The sequence below is a fragment of the Kitasatospora sp. NPDC087861 genome (assembly GCF_044742585.1).
Lineage (GTDB): Bacteria > Actinomycetota > Actinomycetes > Streptomycetales > Streptomycetaceae > Kitasatospora.
Window position 1 is genome coordinate 156,684 of record NZ_JBIUUS010000005.1, and the last position, 20,332, is coordinate 177,015.

Annotated in this window: 18 protein-coding genes; 10 read left to right on the forward strand and 8 right to left on the reverse strand. The window is 74.3% G+C overall.

Going from position 1 to position 20,332, the window contains the following annotated elements; genetic code table 11:
* Positions 1–67: 67 nt before the first annotated feature.
* Positions 68–1,201: an esterase family protein gene (locus tag ACIOJE_RS10145; RefSeq protein WP_280679450.1), complete on the reverse strand. Its 1,134-nt coding sequence runs from the start codon at positions 1,199–1,201 to the stop codon at positions 68–70.
* A gap of 311 nt (positions 1,202–1,512) precedes the next feature.
* On the opposite strand from ACIOJE_RS10145, the gene ACIOJE_RS10150 reads away from it, so the two are divergent.
* From ACIOJE_RS10150 to ACIOJE_RS10180, 7 genes are all read left to right on the forward strand, one after another.
* Positions 1,513–2,532 carry a sugar ABC transporter substrate-binding protein gene (locus ACIOJE_RS10150; protein WP_280679451.1) on the forward strand — a complete coding sequence of 340 codons (1,020 nt, stop codon included), beginning with the start codon at positions 1,513–1,515 and terminating at the stop codon, positions 2,530–2,532.
* Positions 2,529–3,560 carry an ABC transporter permease gene (locus tag ACIOJE_RS10155; RefSeq protein WP_400774868.1) on the forward strand — a complete coding sequence of 344 codons (1,032 nt, stop codon included), beginning with the start codon at positions 2,529–2,531 and terminating at the stop codon, positions 3,558–3,560. Before ACIOJE_RS10150 ends, ACIOJE_RS10155 begins: the two co-directional genes overlap by 4 nt.
* Entirely contained in the window at positions 3,557–4,369 is an 813-nt protein-coding gene (locus tag ACIOJE_RS10160; protein WP_400774871.1) for an ATP-binding cassette domain-containing protein, read from the forward strand. Before ACIOJE_RS10155 ends, ACIOJE_RS10160 begins: the two co-directional genes overlap by 4 nt.
* Positions 4,366–5,472 (forward strand): ROK family glucokinase, encoded by a 1,107-nt coding sequence (locus ACIOJE_RS10165; RefSeq protein ID WP_280679457.1) that lies wholly within the window; start codon positions 4,366–4,368, stop codon positions 5,470–5,472. The genes ACIOJE_RS10160 and ACIOJE_RS10165 overlap by 4 nt, the downstream gene beginning before the upstream one ends.
* Before the next feature lie 105 nt (positions 5,473–5,577).
* Positions 5,578–7,371, forward strand: coding sequence for a gamma-glutamyltransferase (ggt, locus tag ACIOJE_RS10170; RefSeq protein ID WP_400774874.1), 1,794 nt, complete (start codon positions 5,578–5,580; stop codon positions 7,369–7,371).
* A 151-nt stretch (positions 7,372–7,522) separates the two neighbouring features.
* Positions 7,523–8,326 (forward strand): exodeoxyribonuclease III, encoded by an 804-nt coding sequence (locus tag ACIOJE_RS10175; protein ID WP_280679461.1) that lies wholly within the window; start codon positions 7,523–7,525, stop codon positions 8,324–8,326.
* Positions 8,327–8,488: 162 nt separating this feature from the next.
* Positions 8,489–9,034: a hypothetical protein gene (locus ACIOJE_RS10180; protein ID WP_400774876.1), complete on the forward strand. Its 546-nt coding sequence runs from the start codon at positions 8,489–8,491 to the stop codon at positions 9,032–9,034.
* 76 nt (positions 9,035–9,110) lie between these two features.
* On the opposite strand, the gene ACIOJE_RS10185 is transcribed toward ACIOJE_RS10180, so the two are convergent.
* Positions 9,111–9,869: a lysoplasmalogenase gene (locus tag ACIOJE_RS10185; protein WP_400774879.1), complete on the reverse strand. Its 759-nt coding sequence runs from the start codon at positions 9,867–9,869 to the stop codon at positions 9,111–9,113.
* 234 nt (positions 9,870–10,103) lie between these two features.
* On the opposite strand from ACIOJE_RS10185, the gene ACIOJE_RS10190 reads away from it, so the two are divergent.
* The gene (locus ACIOJE_RS10190; protein WP_400774882.1) at positions 10,104–12,017 is read left to right on the forward strand and encodes a DUF2398 family protein; all 1,914 of its coding nucleotides are present in this window, start codon (positions 10,104–10,106) and stop codon (positions 12,015–12,017) included.
* Positions 12,018–12,099: 82 nt separating this feature from the next.
* Here ACIOJE_RS10190 and ACIOJE_RS10195 read toward each other — a convergent pair whose 3' ends face one another.
* The 4 genes from ACIOJE_RS10195 to ACIOJE_RS10210 all read right to left on the reverse strand — a co-directional run bounded on the left by ACIOJE_RS10195 (position 12,100) and on the right by ACIOJE_RS10210 (position 15,427).
* On the reverse strand, positions 12,100–12,285 hold the full coding sequence (locus ACIOJE_RS10195) for a hypothetical protein (protein WP_280679469.1): 186 nt from the start codon (positions 12,283–12,285) through the stop codon (positions 12,100–12,102).
* Between the two features lie 118 nt (positions 12,286–12,403).
* Entirely contained in the window at positions 12,404–14,047 is a 1,644-nt protein-coding gene (locus ACIOJE_RS10200; protein ID WP_280679471.1) for a BCCT family transporter, read from the reverse strand.
* A 145-nt stretch (positions 14,048–14,192) separates the two neighbouring features.
* On the reverse strand, positions 14,193–14,564 hold the full coding sequence (locus ACIOJE_RS10205; protein ID WP_280679473.1) for a MerR family transcriptional regulator: 372 nt from the start codon (positions 14,562–14,564) through the stop codon (positions 14,193–14,195).
* Between the two features lie 80 nt (positions 14,565–14,644).
* Positions 14,645–15,427, reverse strand: coding sequence for an alpha/beta fold hydrolase (locus ACIOJE_RS10210; protein WP_400774885.1), 783 nt, complete (start codon positions 15,425–15,427; stop codon positions 14,645–14,647).
* Positions 15,428–15,618: 191 nt separating this feature from the next.
* On the opposite strand from ACIOJE_RS10210, the gene ACIOJE_RS10215 reads away from it, so the two are divergent.
* Positions 15,619–17,001: a sulfite oxidase gene (locus ACIOJE_RS10215; protein WP_400774888.1), complete on the forward strand. Its 1,383-nt coding sequence runs from the start codon at positions 15,619–15,621 to the stop codon at positions 16,999–17,001.
* A gap of 37 nt (positions 17,002–17,038) precedes the next feature.
* Here the strand turns inward: ACIOJE_RS10215 and ACIOJE_RS10220 are convergent, their stop codons facing one another.
* Complete coding sequence (locus ACIOJE_RS10220; RefSeq protein ID WP_280679479.1) at positions 17,039–17,698, reverse strand: TetR/AcrR family transcriptional regulator; 660 nt, start codon at positions 17,696–17,698, stop codon at positions 17,039–17,041.
* A 143-nt stretch (positions 17,699–17,841) separates the two neighbouring features.
* Positions 17,842–18,741 (reverse strand): acyl-CoA thioesterase II, encoded by a 900-nt coding sequence (locus ACIOJE_RS10225; protein WP_280679481.1) that lies wholly within the window; start codon positions 18,739–18,741, stop codon positions 17,842–17,844.
* Positions 18,742–18,877: 136 nt separating this feature from the next.
* Here ACIOJE_RS10225 and ACIOJE_RS10230 point away from each other — a divergent pair, with 136 nt between their 5' ends.
* Positions 18,878–20,329 carry an SWIM zinc finger family protein gene (locus ACIOJE_RS10230; RefSeq protein WP_280679483.1) on the forward strand — a complete coding sequence of 484 codons (1,452 nt, stop codon included), beginning with the start codon at positions 18,878–18,880 and terminating at the stop codon, positions 20,327–20,329.
* Positions 20,330–20,332 lie beyond the last annotated feature (3 nt).

A 20,332-nucleotide genomic window follows, 5' to 3' on the forward strand; every position in this document is an offset into this window, starting at 1 on the left:
GGACGGCCCGCAACGAGGAGGGCCCGCCGCGACTGCTCGCGGCGGGCCCTCCTCCTTGCGGTCGTGGTTACTGCGCCGGGATGACCCCGGTCAGCCACTCGAAGACGCTCGGCACCATGGTCTTCCACAGCTCGGTGGTGTGCGGGCCGTTGCTCTCCTGGACCTGGACCTTGGTCGGCTCCTTGGCCGCCGCGGCGATCGCCTGGGCGTCCTCCAGGCCGTCGCCCTTCTTGCCGCTGATGAAGAGGTTGACCTTCGGCGGTGTCTGGGCGGTCTTCAGGATGGTGATCGGGTTGTTGGCCTCGCGCAGCTTCGGGTCCTTGCCGACCAGGGAGTCCGACTCGGCCGCCGGGTCGTTGTAGCCGGACATCGAGATGCCGGCCCGGTACCGGTTGGGGTGCGCCAGGGACAGCTTGGCCGCGCAGTGGGCGCCGGCCGAGTAGCCGGCGATCGCCCAGCGGTCCGAGGAGGGGTCGGCGCGGAAGTTGTCCAGGACCATCTGCGGGACGTCCCGGGTGATCCAGGCGTCGGCGTTGATCTTGCCGGGGATGTCGGTGCAGCCGGCGTCCTGGTGGTTGCCGAGGAGCAGGGTGCGCGGCGAGACCAGGATGAAGGGGGCGACCTTGCCCTGCTGCATCAGCGGCTTGAGCTGCTCGGAGACCTTGAGGGTGCCGTACCAGGTGGAGGAGGAGCCCGGGTAGCCGGGGATCAGCTCGACCACCGGGAACTTCTTGTCCTTGAACGCCGGGTCGTTGTACTGCGGCGGCAGCCAGACCAGCACCTCGCCGTCGACCCCGGACACCTGGCCCTTGAGCTCGGTCTTCTGGACGTCGTTGGGAACGGCGGGGTCGTTCACGCCGGCGAACTTCTGGGTGATCTTCGGCGGCTGCTTGGCGGCGTCGCCGCCCTGGTTGCCGGCGGGGGCGCCCGGCTCGGCCGGCGGGAGCGAGGGCACGGCCCGGACGTGGTCACCGGTGCCGAGCAGGTCGTCCCAGTTGCCGTAGATCAGGTTGGCGTTGTTGACCATCACGAAGACCATCAGCACGGCCGTGACCTGGCAGAACATGATCATGACCAGTCGGGACAGGATCCGCACCGGGTTCGATCCGCGGACCTTCCCCCAGAACAGCAGCGCCACCGTGATGGACACCGGCACCAGGATGACGGTGAGGATGAGGAATGGCGTACCTGTCAGTTGCATCAAGTTCTCGTATCCGGGTTGCTGGCCGCCCGGGCCCCACTCGCCCGAACGCACTCCAATGGCATCAGACGGCGGGGAACCGATGATCGGTTGCCATCCAAATCTGTGCGGAACCTGAGAGGAACATCACGTTTCCGGGATGTTCCTGTTTCGGGTCGGCGCTTAGTCTGCCACCCGGACGGCCGTCGTCCGGACGAGATGTCCAGCGAACTTCCAGGAAAGGTCCCCCGGGGCACCTTACCTCCCGGGCGGCGCACGCCGCCGGGCGAGGCGGTGCGTGAGCGCGCGGCCCGGGCAGAGAGACTATGGGGATGAGCACAACCCGCTTTCGCCCGTCCCGCCGCTTCTGGCCCGTTTGCGCCGTCCTGGCTCTCGCGGTCACCGCGGCCGGTTGCAGCAGTACCGGAGGCAGACGCGCCGAGGAGGCCCGCGCCAAGGCCGCGGCCTCCGCCGGCAGCGCCGTCACCACCCCGCGCTGGAAAGTCGCCATGGTGACCCACGCGGGAGCCGGCGACGCCTTCTGGGACAGCGTGCGCAAGGGCGCCGAGCAGGCCGCCGCCAAGGACAACATCACCTTCCTGTACTCCAACGACGCGCAGACCCAGAACCAGGTCCAGCTCGTCCAGGCCGCCATCGACCAGAAGGTCGACGGCCTGCTGGTCACCCTCGCCAAGGGCGACGCGATGGCCGACGTCCTCGGCAAGGCCAAGGCCGCCGGCATCCCCGTGATCACCGTCAACTCCGGCCAGGAGTACTCCGCGAAGTTCGGCGCCCTCACCCACATCGGCCAGGACGAGTCCACCGCCGGCCAGGCGGCCGGCACCGAGCTGGCCGGCCGCGGCCGCAAGAACGTGCTCTGCGTCATCCACGAACAGGGCAACGTCGGCCAGGAGCAGCGCTGCTCCGGCGCCCGGTCCAAGGCCGCCGGCGCCTTCCAGGTGATGTACGTGGACGGCGTCAACATGCCCGACGCCCGCGCCGCGATCTCCGCCAAGCTCCAGGCCGACCCGGCCATCGACACCGTGCTCACCCTCTCCGGCCCGATGGCGGCCACCGGTCTGCAGGCCGTCCAGGACGTCCACCGCGCCGTCGAGCTCGACACCTTCGACCTGGGACCGCAGGTGGTGTCCGGGCTCAAGTCCGGCAGCGTCGGCTTCGCCGTCGACCAGCAGCCCTACCTGCAGGGCTACGAGGGCGTCGACCTGCTCTGGCTGTACAAGTCCAACCTGGACATGCTCGGCGGCGGCAAGCCCGTCGCGACCGGCCCGCAGATCCTGACCAAGGACGACGCCGACGCGCTCGCCGAGTACGTCGCGAGGGGGACGAGGTGAGCACCACCGACGTCCTCTCCCAGGACCGCCCGGCCGCACTGCGCCGGCTCCTGGCCCGCCCCGAGCTCGGCTCGCTGATCGCCGCCGTCGCGGTCTTCACGGTGTTCGCCCTGGCCGCCGAACCCTTCCTGCGGGCCGCCTCGCTGGGCACCGTGCTCTACGCGGCGTCCACCATCGGGATCATGGCCGTCCCGGTCTCGCTGCTGATGATCGGCGGTGAGTTCGACCTGTCGGCCGGTGTGCTGGTCACCACCGCCGCGCTGACCTCCTCGATGGTCTCCTACCAGTTCACCGCGGTGACCTGGGTGGGCGTGCTGGTCTCGCTCGCCGTCACCCTCGCCGTCGGGGCCTTCAACGGCTGGATGCTCGGCCGCACCAGGCTGCCCAGCTTCATCGTCACCCTGGGCACCTTCCTGATGCTGACCGGCGCCAACCTCGGCGTCACCAAGCTGGTCTCCGGGACGGTCTCCACCAAGCCGATCTCCGACATGGAGGGCTTCGCCGCCTGCCGCTGGCTGTTCGCCTCCGAGGTCACCGTCGGCGGGCTGACCGTCAAGGCCACCGTCTGGTGGTGGCTCGGCCTGCTCGCGGTCGGCAGCTGGGTGCTGCTGCGCACCCGCTTCGGCAACTGGATCTTCGCCGTCGGCGGCGACGCGGCCGCCGCCCGCGCGGTCGGGGTGCCGGTCGCCCGCACCAAGACGCTGCTCTACCTCGGCGTCGGCTTCGGCGCCTGGGTGCTCGGCCAGCACCTGCTGTTCTCCTTCGACACCGTGCAGTCCGGCGAGGGCGTCGGCAACGAGCTGATCTACATCGTCGCGGCCGTCATCGGAGGCTGCCTGATCACCGGCGGCTACGGCTCGGTGGTCGGCTCCGCGCTCGGCGCGCTGATCTTCGGCATGGCCAGCAAGGGGATCATCTACGCCCAGTGGAACCCGGACTGGTTCAAGTTCTTCCTCGGCGCGATGCTGCTGCTGGCCGCCCTGCTGAACGCCTACGTCAAGCGCCAGGCCGAACGGGGGCCGCGATGAACAGCGAACTGCTCGCGCTGGAGGGCGTCGGCAAGACCTACGGCACCGTCCGCGCCCTGGAGGACGTCTCGCTCACCCTGCACGCCGGCGAGATCAGCTGCGTGCTCGGCGACAACGGGGCCGGCAAGTCCACCCTGATCAAGATCATCGCCGGGCTGCACCAGCACGACGAGGGCCGCTACCGCGTCGGCGGCGAGGAGGTCCGCCTGGCCTCCCCGCGCCAGGCCCTGGACCGCGGCATCGCCACCGTCTACCAGGACCTCGCCGTCGTCCCGCTGATGCCGGTCTGGCGCAACTTCTTCCTCGGCTCCGAGCAGGGCCACCGCCGCTGGGGCGGCCTGCGCCTGGACGCCGACGGGATGCGCGCCACCACCCGCGAGGCGCTCGCCCGGATGGGCGTCGACCTGCACGACGTCGACCGCCCGATCGGCACCCTCTCCGGCGGCCAGCGCCAGTGCGTGGCGATCGCCCGGGCCGTCCACTTCGGCGCCAAGGTGCTGATCCTGGACGAGCCGACCGCGGCGCTCGGCGTCAAGCAGTCCGGGGTGGTGCTCAAGTACGTCACCGCCGCCCGCGACGCCGGGCTCGGGGTCGTCCTGATCACCCACAACCCGCACCATGCGTACCTGGTCGGCGACCACTTCACCCTGCTCAAGCGGGGCCGGATGGCCGGCAGCCACCCGCGTGCCGAGATCGGCCTCGAACAGCTCACCACCGAGATGGCCGGCGGCTCCGACCTCGCCGAGCTCTCGCACGAGCTGGCCCGACCCACTGACCCCGAGCCCCGTGAGGAGCGTCCGAAGCCGTGAACAGCCCCCAAGGCAGCACCCGGCCGGCCGTCCTGCCCAACCTCCTCGGCCTCGGCCCGCGGGCCGAGCGCCGGCGCCGCGCCCTGCCCGCCGGGATACTGCGGCTGCCCACCATCGGCGTCGACATCGGCGGCACCAAGGTGGTCGCCGGGGTGGTGGACGGCGAGGGCAAGGTGCTGGAGAAGCTGCGCACCGACACCCCCCACAAGAGCAAGAGCGCCAAGGTCGTCGAGGACGTCATCGTCGAGCTGGTGCTGGAGCTCGCCGACCGGCACGACGTCCACGCGGTCGGCATCGGCGCGGCCGGCTGGGTCGACGCCGACCGCTCCACGGTGCTGTTCGCCCCGCACCTGAACTGGCGGGGCGAGCCGCTCAAGCAGGCGCTCAGCGAACGGCTGCGGTTCCCGGTGATCGTCGAGAACGACGCCAACGCCGCCGCCTGGGCCGAGTGGCGCTTCGGCGCCGGGCGCGGCGAGGACCACATGGTGATGCTCACCCTCGGCACCGGCATCGGGGGCGCCGTCGTCCGCGACGGCTACGTCGACCGCGGCAAGTACGGCCTGGCGGGCGAGTTCGGGCACATGCAGGTGCTGCCCGGCGGCCACCGCTGCCCGTGCGGCAACCGCGGCTGCTGGGAGCAGTACTCCTCCGGCAACGCACTGGTGCGCGACGCCCGCGAGCTCGTCGCCGAGGAGTCCCCGGTGGTGCAGCCGCTGCTCGCCCGGGCCGGCGGCACCGTCGAGGGCATCACCGGACCACTGGTCACCGAGGCCGCCCGGGACGGCGACCCGACCGCCACCGAACTCCTCTACGAGGTCGGCACCTGGCTCGGCGTCGGCATCGCCAACCTGGCCGCCGCGCTCGACCCGGGCCGCTTCGTCGTCGGCGGCGGCGTCTCCGAGGCCGGGGACCTGCTGCTCGGCCCGGCCCGGGACACCTTCCGCCGCACCCTCACCGGTCGCGGCTTCCGCCCCGAGGCCACCATCGTGCACGCCGCCCTCGGCAACGAGGCCGGCCTGGTCGGCGCCGCCGACCTCGCCCGACAGGTCGCCCGCCGCTTCCGCACCATCAAACGCCGCCGGGTCGAGCGCAGCGCCTCCTGAGGTCCTCCTGCCGCGTCAACTGCCGGGTGGTAGCGGTGCGGTGTGGTTGTCGGAATCATGCCTCCTGTGAAACAACGGAGTTGACGCCGACTCAGGAGGACCCGGATGAGGGCTCTGACCCGTCTCGCACCACCGCTGCTGCTCGCCACCGCCCTGGTCTGGTCCTGTGCCGGGCCGGCCGGGGCGGCGGGCGCGGCCCCGCCGCCGAAGGCCGCCGAGGCGGTGGGCTGGGGCGGGGCGGTGTCCAGCGTGGACGCCGACGCCACCGCGGCCGGCATCGAGGTGTTGCGCAAGGGCGGCAACGCCGTCGACGCGGCCGTCGCGACCGCGGCGGCCCTCGGCGTCACCGAGCCCTACTCCTCCGGCGTCGGCGGTGGCGGGTACTTCGTCTACTACGACCACGCCACCGGCCGGGTGCACACCATCGACGGTCGCGAGGTGGCCGGCCGCACCGCCGACACCGGGCTGTTCCTGGAGGACGGCAAGCCGCTGGCCTTCGCCGACGCCGTCACCAGCGGCCTGTCCGTCGGCGTCCCCGGCACCGCCGCCACCTGGGACACCGCCCTGCGCCAGTGGGGCAGCCGCCCGCTCGCCGACAACCTGAAGCCCGCCGAGCGGATCGCCGACGACGGCTTCGTCGTCGACCGGACCTTCCGCGGCCAGACCGCCGACAACTACGACCGGTTCAAGGACTTCCCCGACACCGCCAAGCTCTTCCTGCCCGGCGGCAAGCCCCCCGAGGTCGGCACCGTCCTGCGCAACCCCGACCTCGCCGCCACCTACCGGCTGCTCGCCAAGGACGGCGTCCGGGCCCTCTACCAGGGCGAGTTGGGCAAGGACATCGCCACCACCGTCCAGCAACCGCCGGTGGACCCGGCCTCCGGCCGCAAGGCGCGCCCCGGCAAGGTCGACACCGCCGACCTCGCCGCCTACCAGGTCAACCGCCAGGCCCCCACCCACGTCGCCTACCGCGACTACGACGTCTACTCCATCGCCCCCTCCAGCTCCGGCGGCACCACCGTCGGTGAGGCGCTCGGCATCCTGGAGGACGGCGACCTCGGCACGTACGGCGACACGCAGTACTACCACCACTTCCTGGACGCCTCCCGGATCGCCTTCGCCGACCGCAACCGCTGGGTCGGCGACCCGGCCTTCGGCGACGTCCCCACGAAGGAACTGCTCTCCGCGCGCTACGCCGCCTCCCGGGCCTGCCTGATCAGCCCCGACCGGGCCCTCACCAGCCCGCTCGCCCCCGGCGACCCGCGCCACCCGGCCGGCTGCGCCGAGGCCGGTCCCGCCGTCGCCGAGCCCTACGAGGGCCCCAACACCACCCACCTCACCGTGGCCGACCGGTGGGGCAACGTGGTCGCCTACACGCTCTCCATCGAGCAGACCGGCGGCAGCGGGATCACCGTCCCCGGCCGCGGCTTCCTGCTCAACAACGAGCTCACCGACTTCGACTTCACCCCGCTCGCCCCGGGCGTCCCCGACCCCAACCTGCCCGGCCCGGGCAAGCGGCCGCGCTCCTCGATGGCGCCGACCATCGTGCTGCGCGACGGCGAACCGCTGCTCGCCACCGGCAGCCCCGGCGGCGCGACGATCATCACCACCACCCTGCAGGTGCTGCTCGGGCGGCTCGACCGGGGCCTGAGCCTGGAGCAGGCCATCGCCGCGCCGCGCGCCAGCCAGCGCAACACCGCCGCCACCCAGGCCGAGCCGGCCTTCCTGGCGCTGCCCGAGCGGGCCGCGTTGGAAGCGCTCGGGCACAGCTTCACGTCCGTCGCCGAGATCGGCGCCGCCACCGGGGTGGAACGGCTGCCGGACGGGCGGTGGGCGGCCGCGGCCGAACCGGTCCGGCGCGGCGGCGGCTCCGCGGCGGTGGTGCGGCCCGCGGGCTGACCGGGACTGTCAGTGCCGGGCGGTATGTTCGGGGTGGGCCTCCCTCGCGGGGGTGCCCACCCCTCGCCGTACCGAAGCACCTGTCCGTACCGAAGCGCCCGTCCGTACCGATCCACTCGTCCGTACCGAACCACCGGGAAGGCCGCCCGCCGTGACCGTCCGCATCGCCACCTGGAACATCAACTCCGTCACCGCGCGGCTGCCCAAGCTCCTGGAGTGGCTGGAGAGCGCCAAGCCCGACGTGCTCTGCCTCCAGGAGCTCAAGTGCGCGGCCGACGCCTTCCCGTACGAGGAGGTGCGCGCGCTCGGCTACGAGACGGCCGCGCACGGTACCGGCCGGTGGAACGGCGTCGCGATCGTCTCCCGGCTCGGCCTGGACGACGTGGTGCGCGACCTGCCGGGCCAGCCCGGCTACCTCGCCGACGGCGCCCTGCTGCCCGACGTCGAGCCGCGCGCCGTCGCCGCCACCTGCGGCCCGGTCCGGGTCTGGTCGGTCTACGTGCCCAACGGCCGCGAGGTCGACCACGCCCACTACCGCTACAAGCTGGAGTGGCTGGAGGCCCTGCGTCAGGCCGCCGTCGAGGACGCCGCCGGGCCCCGCCCGTTCGCCGTCCTCGGGGACTTCAACATCGCCCCGACCGACGAGGACGTCTACGACATCGCCGCCTTCGAGGGCCTCACCCACGTCACCCCCGCCGAGCGGGCCGCGCTGGAGGCCCTCGGCGAGGCGGGCCTGCACGACGTGGTGCCGCGCCCGCTCAAGTACGACCACCCCTACACCTACTGGGACTACCGCCAGCTGGCCTTCCCGAAGAACCGGGGCATGCGGATCGACCTCACCTACGCCAACAAGGCCTTCGCCGACGCCGTCTCCGACAGCTACGTGGACCGTGAGGCCCGCAAGGGCAAGGGCACCTCGGACCACGCGCCGGTCGTGGTGGACCTCGACCTGTGAGTCACGTTGGGTGAGGGGCGGTAACCCGAACGGTCCAGACCGGTGGCCGGGCCCGGGCGGCCTGCCTACCGTCGGGGAATGACCGGGTGCAGTTGTTCGACCACGGGACATCGGAGTCCCCCGGCTGCGCCCGAGAATTCCGGAGGTTCCGGCATGCGCCCCATGCGTACGGCCGCCGCCGCCCTGATCGGCGCGACGGTACTGACCGGCCTGACGGCCCCCCTCGCATCCGCCAGGGACGGCGAGGCCTCGGTCGGCCCGTCCCAGGCCGGTTCCGACAAAGGCCTCGGCTCCGACAAGGGGCCCGGTTCCGGCAATGGCCCGGGTTCGGAGAAGGGGCCCGGTTCTGGCAATGGCCCGGGTTCGGGAAAGGGGCCCGGTTCCGGCAATGGCCTCGGTTCGGGGAAGGGGCCCGGTTCCGGCAATGGGCCCGGTTCCGGCAATGGGCTCGGTTCCGGCAATGGCCTGGGATCCGGCAATGGCGTCGGCTCCGACAAGGGCCTCGGGGACTGGGGCAAGGCGGCCGGCGAGTGGGCGGGCTCGCTCGGCCAGTCCGGCGCCGGCGGCCAGCAGATCGCCCCGCACGGCGCCGTGGAGACCGGCTTCGGCGGCTCGGTCGCGTCCGACCCGGCGGAGCTCGCCGGGGGCGCGGCCCTGGTCGCGGGCGGCATCGGCGGCTTCTGGCTGCTGCGACGGCGCAGTGCCTGATGGCCCCTCGCGCCGTCGCCCCGCGTTTCCTCCGCGCGTCGCCGGACCCTGACGGGGCCGGCGGCGCGCAGGCGTCTCAGCCGGCCTGCGGCTCGGGCGCCCGCCCGCCCCGCTGCCCGTGCTCGCGCTCGTGCTCCCGCCCGTGGTCCCGTTCGTGCTCGTGCCGGAGGATGCCGCCGGCCAGCAGGTACTGGGCCAGGACGTACGTCGCCATGATCCAGAACTGATGCCCCGGCAGCTCCCGCCACTTCGCCAGCTGGGTGGCGATCAGCGTGTCGGAGAGCAGGAACAGGGCCCCGCCCAGCCCGGTCCGCCAGCCCAGCCCGGCCGAGGTGACGGCGGTGGAGGCCAGCAGCAGGCTGTAGCCGGCCACCGGGATCTGCAGGTCCCCGAGGTCCGGCCAGAGCTGCCCGATCATGCCCGCCCAGGCCGTCGCGTACGCGGCCGCGACCACCAGGGCCCGCCGGCGGTCGGTCAGCGCCCCGCGCCGGACGAACATCGTCACGTAGCAGACGTGCGCCGCCGCGAACGAGCCCATCCCGGCCAGGAACGCGGTGTCGTTCTTCAGCTGGAGCAGCACGTCCCCGCCCGCGCTCAGCAGCAGTGCGGGCGCCAGTTCCTTCGGTGCCCGCCGCCCGGCGGTGGCCGCCGTGGTGACGCTGTGCGCGGCCAGCAGCGGCATCAGGGCCGGCTTGGTGGCGTTCTGCAGTACGGAGGCGCCGGACAGGATCGCGCCCAGGTGCGTCGCGGAGGTGGCCGCGAAGCCGCCGAGCAGGCCGGTGGCCGAGCGCAGGCGCCCGCCGAGGACGGCACGGGTGGTCGTACGGATGCTCATGCGGCTGCTGACCTCCGGGGTCGGGCGGTGGGGGAGCGGGACCGACCCTAAGCGACCCGCCCGTACGACGGAAGAGCGGGTTACCGGTGCGTAACCCCGGCGGTGCCCGGTGGATGACGCGGTGGCGGCGAGCCCGGCCGGGCCGGCGGCGTAGCGGAGGGCGGTCGGCCACTTCGGCGCGAGGCCGGTTGCTGCCACCGGGTGACCCGGTCACCGTCTAGTCTGGTCCCCGACATGGAGCAGCAGGAGTACGCGGTCGGCGCCACCCGGGTGGCCGCCGGAAGGCCGGACGGGCGCACGGGCGGGACGGGGCGAGGGACCACCGACGCCGTCCTCGCCGTACGCGAACCCGCAGCTGAGGCCGCGCCCGAAGCCGTGTCCGGCCCCCGTGCTGATGCCGCGCAGGCCCCTGAACCCGCCTCCGACCCCGTGCTCTCGACCGACCCCGTGCTCTCGCCTGACCCCGGCCTGCTGCGGCTCGCCCACTGGTTCGCCGCCGCCACCCCCGGCACCGCCGACGACCTGTGCACCGCCGCCTTCGGCCTCTACCCGGCCCGCCACCTCGGCGCCCCCGCCGAGGCCGCGTCCGACGCCGCCTGCGACGCCGACGTCAGCTGGTGGCACGGCCCGACCGCGCACGCCACCGCCGCCCAGCGCTCCCGCGAGGCCCGCACCGCCGGCGGCCTGCGCCGGGCCCGGCGGGACGCCTCCGCGCTGCCCGTCGTGCGGTCAGGCGCCAAGCCGGGCAGGCCCGGCAGGCACCGCAAGCCCGAGCGCACCCGCCCGGTGCCGGGCGCGCAGGATCGTTCCGGCCGGGACCTGCCGACGCCCCCCGCCCCGGTGGCCGGGCCCGGCCTCCCCGTTGCCGAGCTCCCCGACGTCCCCGAGGTCCCCGACGTCCCCGACGTCCCCGAGGTCCCGGGCCTGCCCGCCGCCGAACGCCGCATAGCCGCCCGGCTGCTGCTGGCGCATCCGCTGGTCACCGCCTCCGGCCCGCACGCCGACGGCTTCCCGCTGATCCGCCGTCACCGCGACTGGCTCGTCGAACGCTTCGACACCCTGCTCGGCTACCGGCTCGTCGTCGGCCCCTGGCATGCCCGGCTCTGCAAGGCCGGCCTCGGCCCCGGCGCCGCCCGCCGCCTCGAACACCCCGCCACCGGTGCCCCGTTCACCCCCGCCGGCTACGCCCAACTCGCCCTCGCCCTGGCCCTGCTCGTCGACGCACCCGAGCAACTCCCGTACGGGCGGCTGCTCGACGCCATGCGCGTCGCCGCGCCCGGGCTCGCCGCCGGCCCGGCCGACCGCGCGATGGCCCTCGCCGCGCTCGCCGACTGGCAGATCCTCGGCGGCCTGCCGACCGACCGGGCCGAGCCCGCCGACCTGGTCGACCCGGCCGACCCGGCCGATCCGGCGGTGCGGACCGCCGTGCTGACCGTCGACCGCGAACTCGCCCGCGCCGTCCCGGCCGGCCCGCCCGCCCTCGCCGCCGACGCCGCCGACCTCATCCACCGCGCCGCCGACGCCGAACCCGCCACCGCCGTGCGCCGTCTGCTCGCCGAGACCCCCGCCGTCCTCGCCGCCGACCTCCCCGAGGACCGGCGCGCCTGGCTGCACGAGCACCGGCTGAGCGGCCCGGCCGCGCTCGCCGACTTCCTCGGTCTGGAGACCGAGCTGCGGGCCGAGGGCGTCGCCCTGCTCGACCCGGCCGACGAACTCACCGACCTCGCCCTCCCCGGCGCCGGCACCCTGCCCCAGGCCACCCTGCTGCTGCTCGAACGGCTGGTCGAGGAGGTCCGTCCGCTGCCCGGCGAGACCACCACCGGCTGCGACGTCCCGATCCCCGACGCGCTGATAGACGGCGTTCTCGGCGACATCGCCGACGAGTACGGCCTCCCGGCCGGCTGGCACCGCGACTACCTCGCCGACCGTACCGCGCTGCGCCGGGACGCCCTCGACCTGCTCCACCGCCTCGGCCTGATCACCCCCACCCCCCGCGGCACCCGCCCCCCGGGCTGGCTGCTGCGCCCGCCCGCCGCCCGTTACGCCCCCGCGCCCGACCTGCGGCCCGCTCCCGGCACCGGCCGCCATTCCCGCCCTGCCCCGGCGGTCCCCCGCCCGGCCGGCGCCCGGGAGCAACGGCGCGCCTGAGCGGCGTCCCCCGTGAAAGCCGAAAGCACCGCGTCCGGGTGCGGACGGCGGTGCTGAAGGGGTCGGTCGGGGGGCCTGCCGGTCACTTTCTCGCGGTGGCCGTGGCGGTGGCGAGGGTGCCGTGCTGGACGGTTTCGACGGTGGCGCCGACCCCGAGCGCGCCGAGGGCGACGGAGGCGAGGACGGCGGTGCTGGCGAGAAGGCGGCGGTGGCGCTGGGGGAGCGGGAAGCGCGGTTCCTGGTAGGGCGCCTGAGGGCTGGCGTTCATGACAGGGAGGGTTCCAGGGCGGTGTGAACGGTCGGTACGCGCGGGTGAAGTCCGGACGGGTGTTGGGCGTCGGTTGGCCGCGTACGCCCCACTCCCGCGGGTGGGGCGTACGCGCTGGTCAGCGCGGTCGTCCGCGTTCGGCGAGGGCTTCGCCGACGGCGACCCGGACGGCGTCGCGCAGGCCGTGCGCGGGGTGGAAACGGGAGGGGCCGGCGGCCGGGTCCTCGCGGAGCTCCTTCACCAGGGACACGCACAGCAGCAGCATCACGACCACGAACGGCAGCGCCACCAGGATCGTCGCGTTCTGCAGCGCGGTGAGCCCGCCGGCCAGCAGCAGGGCGGCCGCGACCCCGCCCATCAGCACGCCCCAGACCACCACGAGCCAGGTACTCGGGTGCAGTGAGCCGCGGCTGGAGAGCGAGCCGAGGACGAGCGAGGCGGAGTCGGCGCTGGTGATGAAGAAGGTCATCACCAGCAGGACGGCGACCACGCTGGTGACGGTACCGAGCGGCAGCGAGCGCAGCATCTCGAACAGGGAGGCCTCCGCGCCCTTCGGGATGGTCGAGACCAGGTCGGCCGCACCGGTGCTGACCAGCCGGATCGCGGTGCCGCCCATCACGCAGAACCAGATCACGGTCGCCCCGCTGGGCACCAGCAGCACGCCGATCAGGAACTGCCGGACGGTGCGGCCGCGGGAGATGCGCGCGATGAAGGTGCCGACGAAGGGCGCCCAGGAGAGCCACCAGGCCCAGTAGAAGATCGTCCAGGAGCCGAGCCAGCTCTCGTCGGTGAAGGCCCCGGTCTGGGTGGACATGCCGAGCAGGTCGGAGAGGTAGCCGCCGACGGTGGAGGGGATCGAGTCCAGCGCGAACACCGTCGGGCCGAAGACGAAGACGAAGAGCATGATCAGCGAGGCCAGGACGACGTTCGCGGTGGAGAGCCACTTGACGCCCTTGTGGACGCCGGAGAAGGCGGAGAGCACGAAGGCGGCGGTCAGCGAGCCGATGATGACCAGCTGGGCGTTCTGGGTGTTGCGCACGGAGGTGATGTATCCGAGGCCGTCGGCGACTTGGAGCGCGCCGAGGCCGAGGCTGGTGGCGGAGCCGAAGACGGTGGCGAAGACGGCCAGCAGGTCGATCGCCCGCCCGGCCCAGCCGTCGGCGCCGCGCTGGCCGATGAGGGGGACGAAGGCGGCGGAGACGCGGTTGCCGCGGCCCTTGCGGAAGGTGGTGTAGGCGAGGGCGAGGCCGCCGACCGCGTAGATCGCCCAGGGGTGCAGGGTCCAGTGGAACAGCGAGAACTCCAGGGCCTGCTGGGCGGCGGCCGCGCTCTGCGGTTCCAGCCCGGAGCCGGGCTGCGGGGTGGCGAAGAGCTGGAGCGGCTCGCCGACGCCGTAGAACATCAGGCCGATGCCCATGCCGGCGCTGAACATCATGGCGACCCAGGCGAGGGTGGAGAACTCGGGTTCGTCGTCGTCGCGCCCGAGCCGGATGCGGCCGAAGCGGCTGAAGGCGAGCAGCACGGTGAGGACGAGGAAGACGTCGGCGGCCACCACGAACAGCCAGCCGAAGTTGTGCAGGACCCAGCCGAGCGCGGTGCTGGAGGTCCGGCCGAGCGAGTCCTCGGCGAAGACGCCCCAGGCGACCACGGCCAGCACCAGGACGGCGCTGATCCCGAACACCGCCCGGTCGGCGGGCAGGGTCGCGGCGGGTTCGTCGGGCTCCCTCCCGCGTTGGTCGGACTTCGGCGGCTGGCTGCTCATCGGGTGGACCTCTCCTACCTCGGGGGGCGGACCTGGGCATCGGCGACATGCTCGGATCAAAGCTGCATGTCGCACTATGTCCAGTTCGCGCCGCGAGGGGCGGGAGGGCGCGCCGGGGAGGCGGCGGGTGGGGACCTACGTCCTGTCAGGCCGCGCGCTCGTGGGCCGGGGCGTGCGCGGTGGCGAGGTAGTGGGAGAGAGCCCGGCGGCTGCGGGTGAGGTCGTCGATCCGGGCGTCCAGGTCGGCGAGTTCGCCGCGCAGGGTGGCGAGCAGCACCGGGCAGGCCTCCAGGACCGGGACGGGGCCGGTGGCGCAGGGGAGGATCTCGGCGATGACCCGGGTGGTCAGGCCGGCCGCGAGCAGGCTGCGGATCTGGCGGACCCGGACGGTGTCCGACTCGGCGTACTCGCGGTAGCCGGCCGCGCTGCGGGCGGGCCTGATCAGGCCCTGCTCCTCGTAGTAGCGGAGCAGGCGGGTGGACACCCCGGTCAGGCGGGCGAGTTCTCCGATGCGCATGACCGGGCGAACGCCCGACCGTGCCGGGGTGTTCCCGGGCGTCCGGGGGTGTCCCTGGGGCGGGTGCGTCCGGGCGGCGCTCAGCTCTTCACGAACTCCAGGACCACCTCGCGCAGTTGGGGCAGCAGTTCGACCACCGGCAGGTGCCCGCCGGCGAGTTCGACCCAGCGGGCGCCGGGGATGCCCTCGGCCAGGGCGCGGTGCTGGGACGGCGGGACGAGCATGTCCTCGGCGGTGCTGACGACCAGCGTCGGGACGCCGATCGCGGCGAGCTCGGCGCGTACGTCGGCCCGGCCGGCGAGCCGGAACTGCTGGCGGAAGCCGTCCGGGACCGGGGACTTGAGCGCCTCCCGCAGCTCCTCGCGCCGGTCCTCGGGGAGGGCGTCCACCCAGGTCTCGCCGAAGACGACGGTGAGCATCAGCCGGGCGAGGTCGGCCGGCCGCTCGGCCAGGTCGATCGCGAGGTCGGCGAGCAGCCGCAGCCGCGCCGAGCCGCCGGCGACGCCCGCGAGCAGGAGCAGTGAGCGGACCCGGCCGGGGTGGCGGGTCGCGGCCCGGACGGCGACGGCGGCGCCCAGCGAGTAGCCGGCCAGGTCGAAGGAGTCCAGGCCCTCCTCGATGGCGGTGGCGACCAGGCGGTCGGCCAGCTCGTCCAGGGTGGGCTCGCCCGGCTCGTACGGGCTGTCGCCGGAGCCGGGGTAGTCGGGGGCGACGACGGTGCGGTGGGCTGCGAGGTCCGGCAGCAGCGGGCCCCAGTTGTCCCGGGCGCTGCCGCCGGCGCCGTGCGCGAGCAGCAGGCCGGGGCCGGAGCCCTGGACGATCCGGGCGAGCGGGGCGATCCGGGCGAGCGGGGCGGGGGGCATGGGCGCTCCTGAGTGGGCTGCGGCTTCTCCGACAACGGGAACGGTAGGAGTTCACACCGGTGAGAAGGTCAAGTCCGGTGCGTACCGGGAAGGTCGTGGTGGGCCGGGCGCGCCGTCCGGTCGGCGCCCCGTCCGCGGCCGTAGCCGCGCGCACCGCGAACCGCCTACCCTGACAGTGAAGGAGTGCCGCCATGGCCGCCGAGGTCCACACCCCCGCCGCGCCGATCGATGAGGCTCCCGTGCCGCTCGACGAGGCCGGCTACGACCGGCTGCGCCGCCGTCAGTGGCTGGCCAGCGAGGCCCGTGCCGACGGAGTGGATCGCCGGACGTTGCTGCGGATGCTCTCCGCCGCCGGGGTGCTCGCCACGCCCACCCTGGCCGTCCCGGTGCTCGCCCCGGCCCGGGCGGCCGCCGAGGAGGTGCCCAAGCCCGTGCCCGGAATCGTCAAACCGTTGCCCGCCGAGTGGTTCGTTCCGCGCGGCACCAACGCCGAGATGCGCTGGGACGCGCTGCGCGACGCCGACGGCGAGGCCGCCGTCGGTCGCCACGTCCCGGTGGAACGGTTCTTCGTCCGCAACCACACCAGCACCCCGGTGATCGACCCCGACACCTGGCGGCTGAAGCTGTTCGGCAGCGGCCTGCGCGGTGCCCCGGTGGCCGAGCGGCCGGTCGAGTTCGACCTGGACGCCCTGCGGAGGCTGCCGTCCACCCGGATCAGCGCGCTGATCGAGTGCGCCGGCAACGCCCGGAGCTACTACCGGAGCCAGCAACAGCAGAGCGTTCCCGGCACGCCCTGGACGCTCGGCGGCGTCGGCTCGGCGAGCTGGCGGGGCGTGCGGCTGGCCGACGTGCTGCGCGCCGCCGGGCTGACCCGGGGCGCGGTGGACGTGCTGCCGACCGGCCTCGACCCGCACTACGTCGTGGGCGGCACCGACTACGGCCCGGTCCGCCGGCCGCTGCCGGTCGCCAAGGCGCTGGACGACGTGCTGCTCGCGTACGAGATGAACGACGAGCCGCTGACGCCCGACCACGGCGCGCCGGTGCGCCTGGTGGTGCCCGGCTGGGTGGGCATCGCCTCGATCAAGTGGGTCGGCACGATCGAGGTGGCCGACCATCCGCTGTACTCGCCGTGGAACACCGACTTCTACCGGTTCTGGGGCCCCGACTACCCGGACGGCGGCAGCGCGCCGCTCACCACCCAGGTGGTCAAGAGCGCCTTCGAACTGGCCTCCGGCGCGGTGCTGGAGGCCGGCCGCGGCCACCGGCTGCACGGGCGGTCGTGGTCCGGCGCGGCTGCGGTGCGCGGGGTCGAGGTGAGCACCGACGGCGGCCGCAGCTGGCGCCGTGCCGACCTGCGGGACGAGCCGCGCGCCCACGGCTGGACGCGCTGGAGCATCGACTGGCGCCCCGAGCGGTCCGGCCCGTACGAGCTGCGCGCCCGCGCGACCGACCGTCAGGGCACGACCCAGCCCACGCGGGCGGTGTTCAACCGCGAGGGCTACCTCTTCGGCGCCGTGGTGGTCCACCCGGTGACGGTGGCCCAGGACTCGGGGCCCCGAGCCCTCGGGGCCTGAGACCTTCAGGGCCCGGGGCCTTCAGTCCCCGGGGCCTTCAGGGCCGGTGGGCGGCGGGCTGGACCTCGTACGGGGCCGGGTACGGCGTCTCGTACGGGTTCAGCACCAGCCGCACCACGTCCTCCAGCCGCCGCCGGGCGTCGCCGAGGGTGGTGCGGCCCGTCACCCAGGCGGTCAGCTCGCCCTGCCAGGCGTGGGCGACGATGTGCCGCACCAGGTCGCTGGCGGCGGCCGGCACCTCGGCCGTCACCGCCTGGAGGGCGGTGCTGTCGGCCCGGGCCATGCCCTGCAGGGCCTCGCTGGCGAACGGATCGGTGGAGGCGGCGACGGCCACCCGCAGCCGGGCCAGCTCGGGCTGGCGCTGGTAGGCCCGCATCCCGCCGCGGACGAACCGGACCGCCCGGTCGGTGGCCCCCAGCCCGGCCCGCGGGCCGCGCAGCTCCGCCACCAGGTCGGCCAGCAGCAGACGGTGCCACTCGGCGATCGCCGCCGCCAGGAGGTGGTCCTTCGACGAGAAGTAGCGGTACGCCGTCCCCAGGGCGACTCCGGACCGCTCGCAGACCTGCTTCATCTGCAGCCGTTCGACGCCGATCTCGTTCACCAGGGCGAGCGCGGCCGCGATCAGGCTTCCGCGGCGTTCTAGCTGACGCGGAGACATCGCCTCCACCGGCCGTGGTGACAGGTCAACCTTGGTCACCCGCACCATGATACGGGCCGGGGCCGCTCAGGAGTATGACGCCGACCGGCCCCCTTGCGTTCGTCGGGCGGTCACCGGGCCGTCCGGGTCCGCTCGGGTCCGCTCGGGCTCGCCCCGTCCGGGCCCGCGCCGGGCGGGCCGCCTCAGCGCAGCCGGCGGATCAGTGCCTCCTGTACGGCGGAGGCGACCAGCTGCCCGTCGCGGTCGTAGAACTCGCCGAGCGCCAGCCCGCGGCCGTCCGAGGAGGACGGGCTGCGCTGGGCGAACAGCAGCCACTCGTCGGCCCGGAACGGGCGGTGGAACCACATCGCGTGGTCCAGCGAGGCGATCAGCAGCCGGGGCGGCTCGGTGCGCTGGAAGAAGTTCGGCTGCTCGTGCAGCCCGGCGGTGGAGGCCAGGGTGAGGTCGGACAGGTAGGTGAGCGCGCAGACGTGCAGCAGCGGGTCGTCCTCGGGCAGCGGGGAGGCGATGCGCAGCCAGACGAACTGCTGCGGCATCCCCGGCACGGACGGCGGCACGCCCGGCGCGTCCGGCGGGACGAAGCGCAGTTCGAGGTCACGGAAGCCGCCGGTGCCGGTGATCGCCGCGCGCAGGGCCGGATCCCAGCGCGAGAAGGCGTCCGGCAGGCTCTCCGGGCCGGGCAGCGGCGGCATCTCGCGATGGCGGTCGGGGGCGGGCTCGGCACGCTTGAAGGAGGCGGAGAGGGTGAAGATCGCGTTCTGGTCCTGCAGCGCCGTCACCCGGCGGGTGGTGTACGAGACGCCCTCGCGGACCCGCTCGACCTCGTACCGGATCGGCTGGGTCGGGTCGCCGGGCAGCAGGAAGTAGCCGTGCAGCGAGTGCACCGCGCGCCGGTCGTCGCAGGTGCGACCGGCGGCGGTGAGCGCCTGCGCGGCGACCTGCCCGCCGAAGGCGCGCATCGGGGCGCCGGCGTGGCAGCGGCCCCGGAACGTGTTCTCGTCCAGTCGCTCGATCTCCAGCAGTCCGGCGAACGAGCCGGTCGGGCGGGCGGCCCGGATTTCCTGTTCGGTCAGGTCGGTCACGGGCCCATAGTGGCAGAAGGCGCCCGCGCCGCGGTGTGACCTGGGTAACGCTCAGGGGCTCGACAGTCGGGTAGAACCTGTTCCAGTGCGACGGCGGGCCGACGGATTGTCAGTGCCCTCACCTAGCGTGTTCGGCATGACGCAATCCGCACACGCGTACGCCTATCTGCGCCCGTCCGCCGTCCTCGACGGCGCCGACGGCCGGCACCTCGACCTGGCCACCTCCGGCGGCGCCACCCCGGTCGGCGCGGTGGCCAATCCGCGCTTCTTCGCGGGCTTCCTGGCCGACCCGGCGCCGGCCGCCGCCGCGCTGCTCGCCGTGGCGGACGTCGCCGCCGCCCGGTACTACCAGCCGCAGCTGCGCGCCTCGCTCGACCCGGTGGTCACCGCCAACGGGGACCGGCTGCGCTTCGAGTCCTTCTCCGGCTGCTGCGGCGTCTACGCCCGCCTCGACGTGCTCCAGGCGGGCCTCGACGGTGACGACATCGGCCACGGCACCACCAACGTCGACGTCAACAACCCGCTGCGCGAGGCCCTGACCAGGATCGGCCCGGCCGACCCGCTGCACCTCGCGGTCGGGCCGGACGCGCTGGAGGTCACCAGCTTCGACGGGCCGCTGGTCGAGAAGAAGGTCCCGCTGCCACAGCGCTGGCTGCGCGGCTTCGCCGAGACCCAGGTGGTCGCCGCAGGCTTCGACCTGCGCGCCGAACTGCCCGCCGCCGAGGCGGTCCGCTTCCTGCGCTCGCTGCCGCGCGGCGGCCGCAGCGTGGGCTGGGTCGTCCCGGCCGGGCGCACGCTGCGGCCCACCACCCGGCCGGTGCCCGGCGCGGTCTGCCTGCCCGGGCCCGAGCGGCTGGTGGCGCTCCAGCGGGTGCTGCGGCACGCACTCGCCCTGCGGGTGTACGGCCCGGTCGCCGCCGGCCCGGCGGCCTCGGCCTGGGAGGTGGTGCTGCCCGGCATGCGGCTCACCCTGACGCTCTCGCCGGACGTCTCCCGCGGCTTCTCCGGCGAGGGCGGGGTGCTCGGCGCGCTCGCCACCGGCGCCGCCGAGCAGGACGCCGAACTCGTCGCGGTGCTGCTGGCCTGGGAGCCGCGGATCGAGGTCGCCGACCTCGCCGAGCAGTCCGGGCTGAGCCCCGAGCGGGTCCGCGCCGCGCTCACCCGGCTCGGCACCGCCGGGCAGATCGGCTACGACACCGCCGAGGCCGCCTACTTCCACCGGCAGCTCCCGTACGACGCCGACCGGGCCGAGGCCGCCAACCCGCGGCTGCGGGCCGCCCAGGCGCTGGTCGCGGCGGGCGCGGTACGGCTGGAGCCGGGCGGTACGACGGCCGTCGTCACGGTGGACGACCACATCCAGCGGGTGCGGACGGACGAGGCGGGGCGCCTCGGCTGCACCTGCCTCTGGTGGGCCAAGTACCGCGGCGGGCGCGGGCCGTGCAAGCACGCGCTGGCGGTCGGGATGGTGCGGGACGCGGCCCGGCGGGCGGCCGACGAGCAGGGGCGGGCTGGGGAGCAGGGGCAGGCCAGCGGGCAGGGCCGGAGCGGGGCGCACGGTCAGACGGTGGCGAAGGGGGTCCAGGCGTGAGCG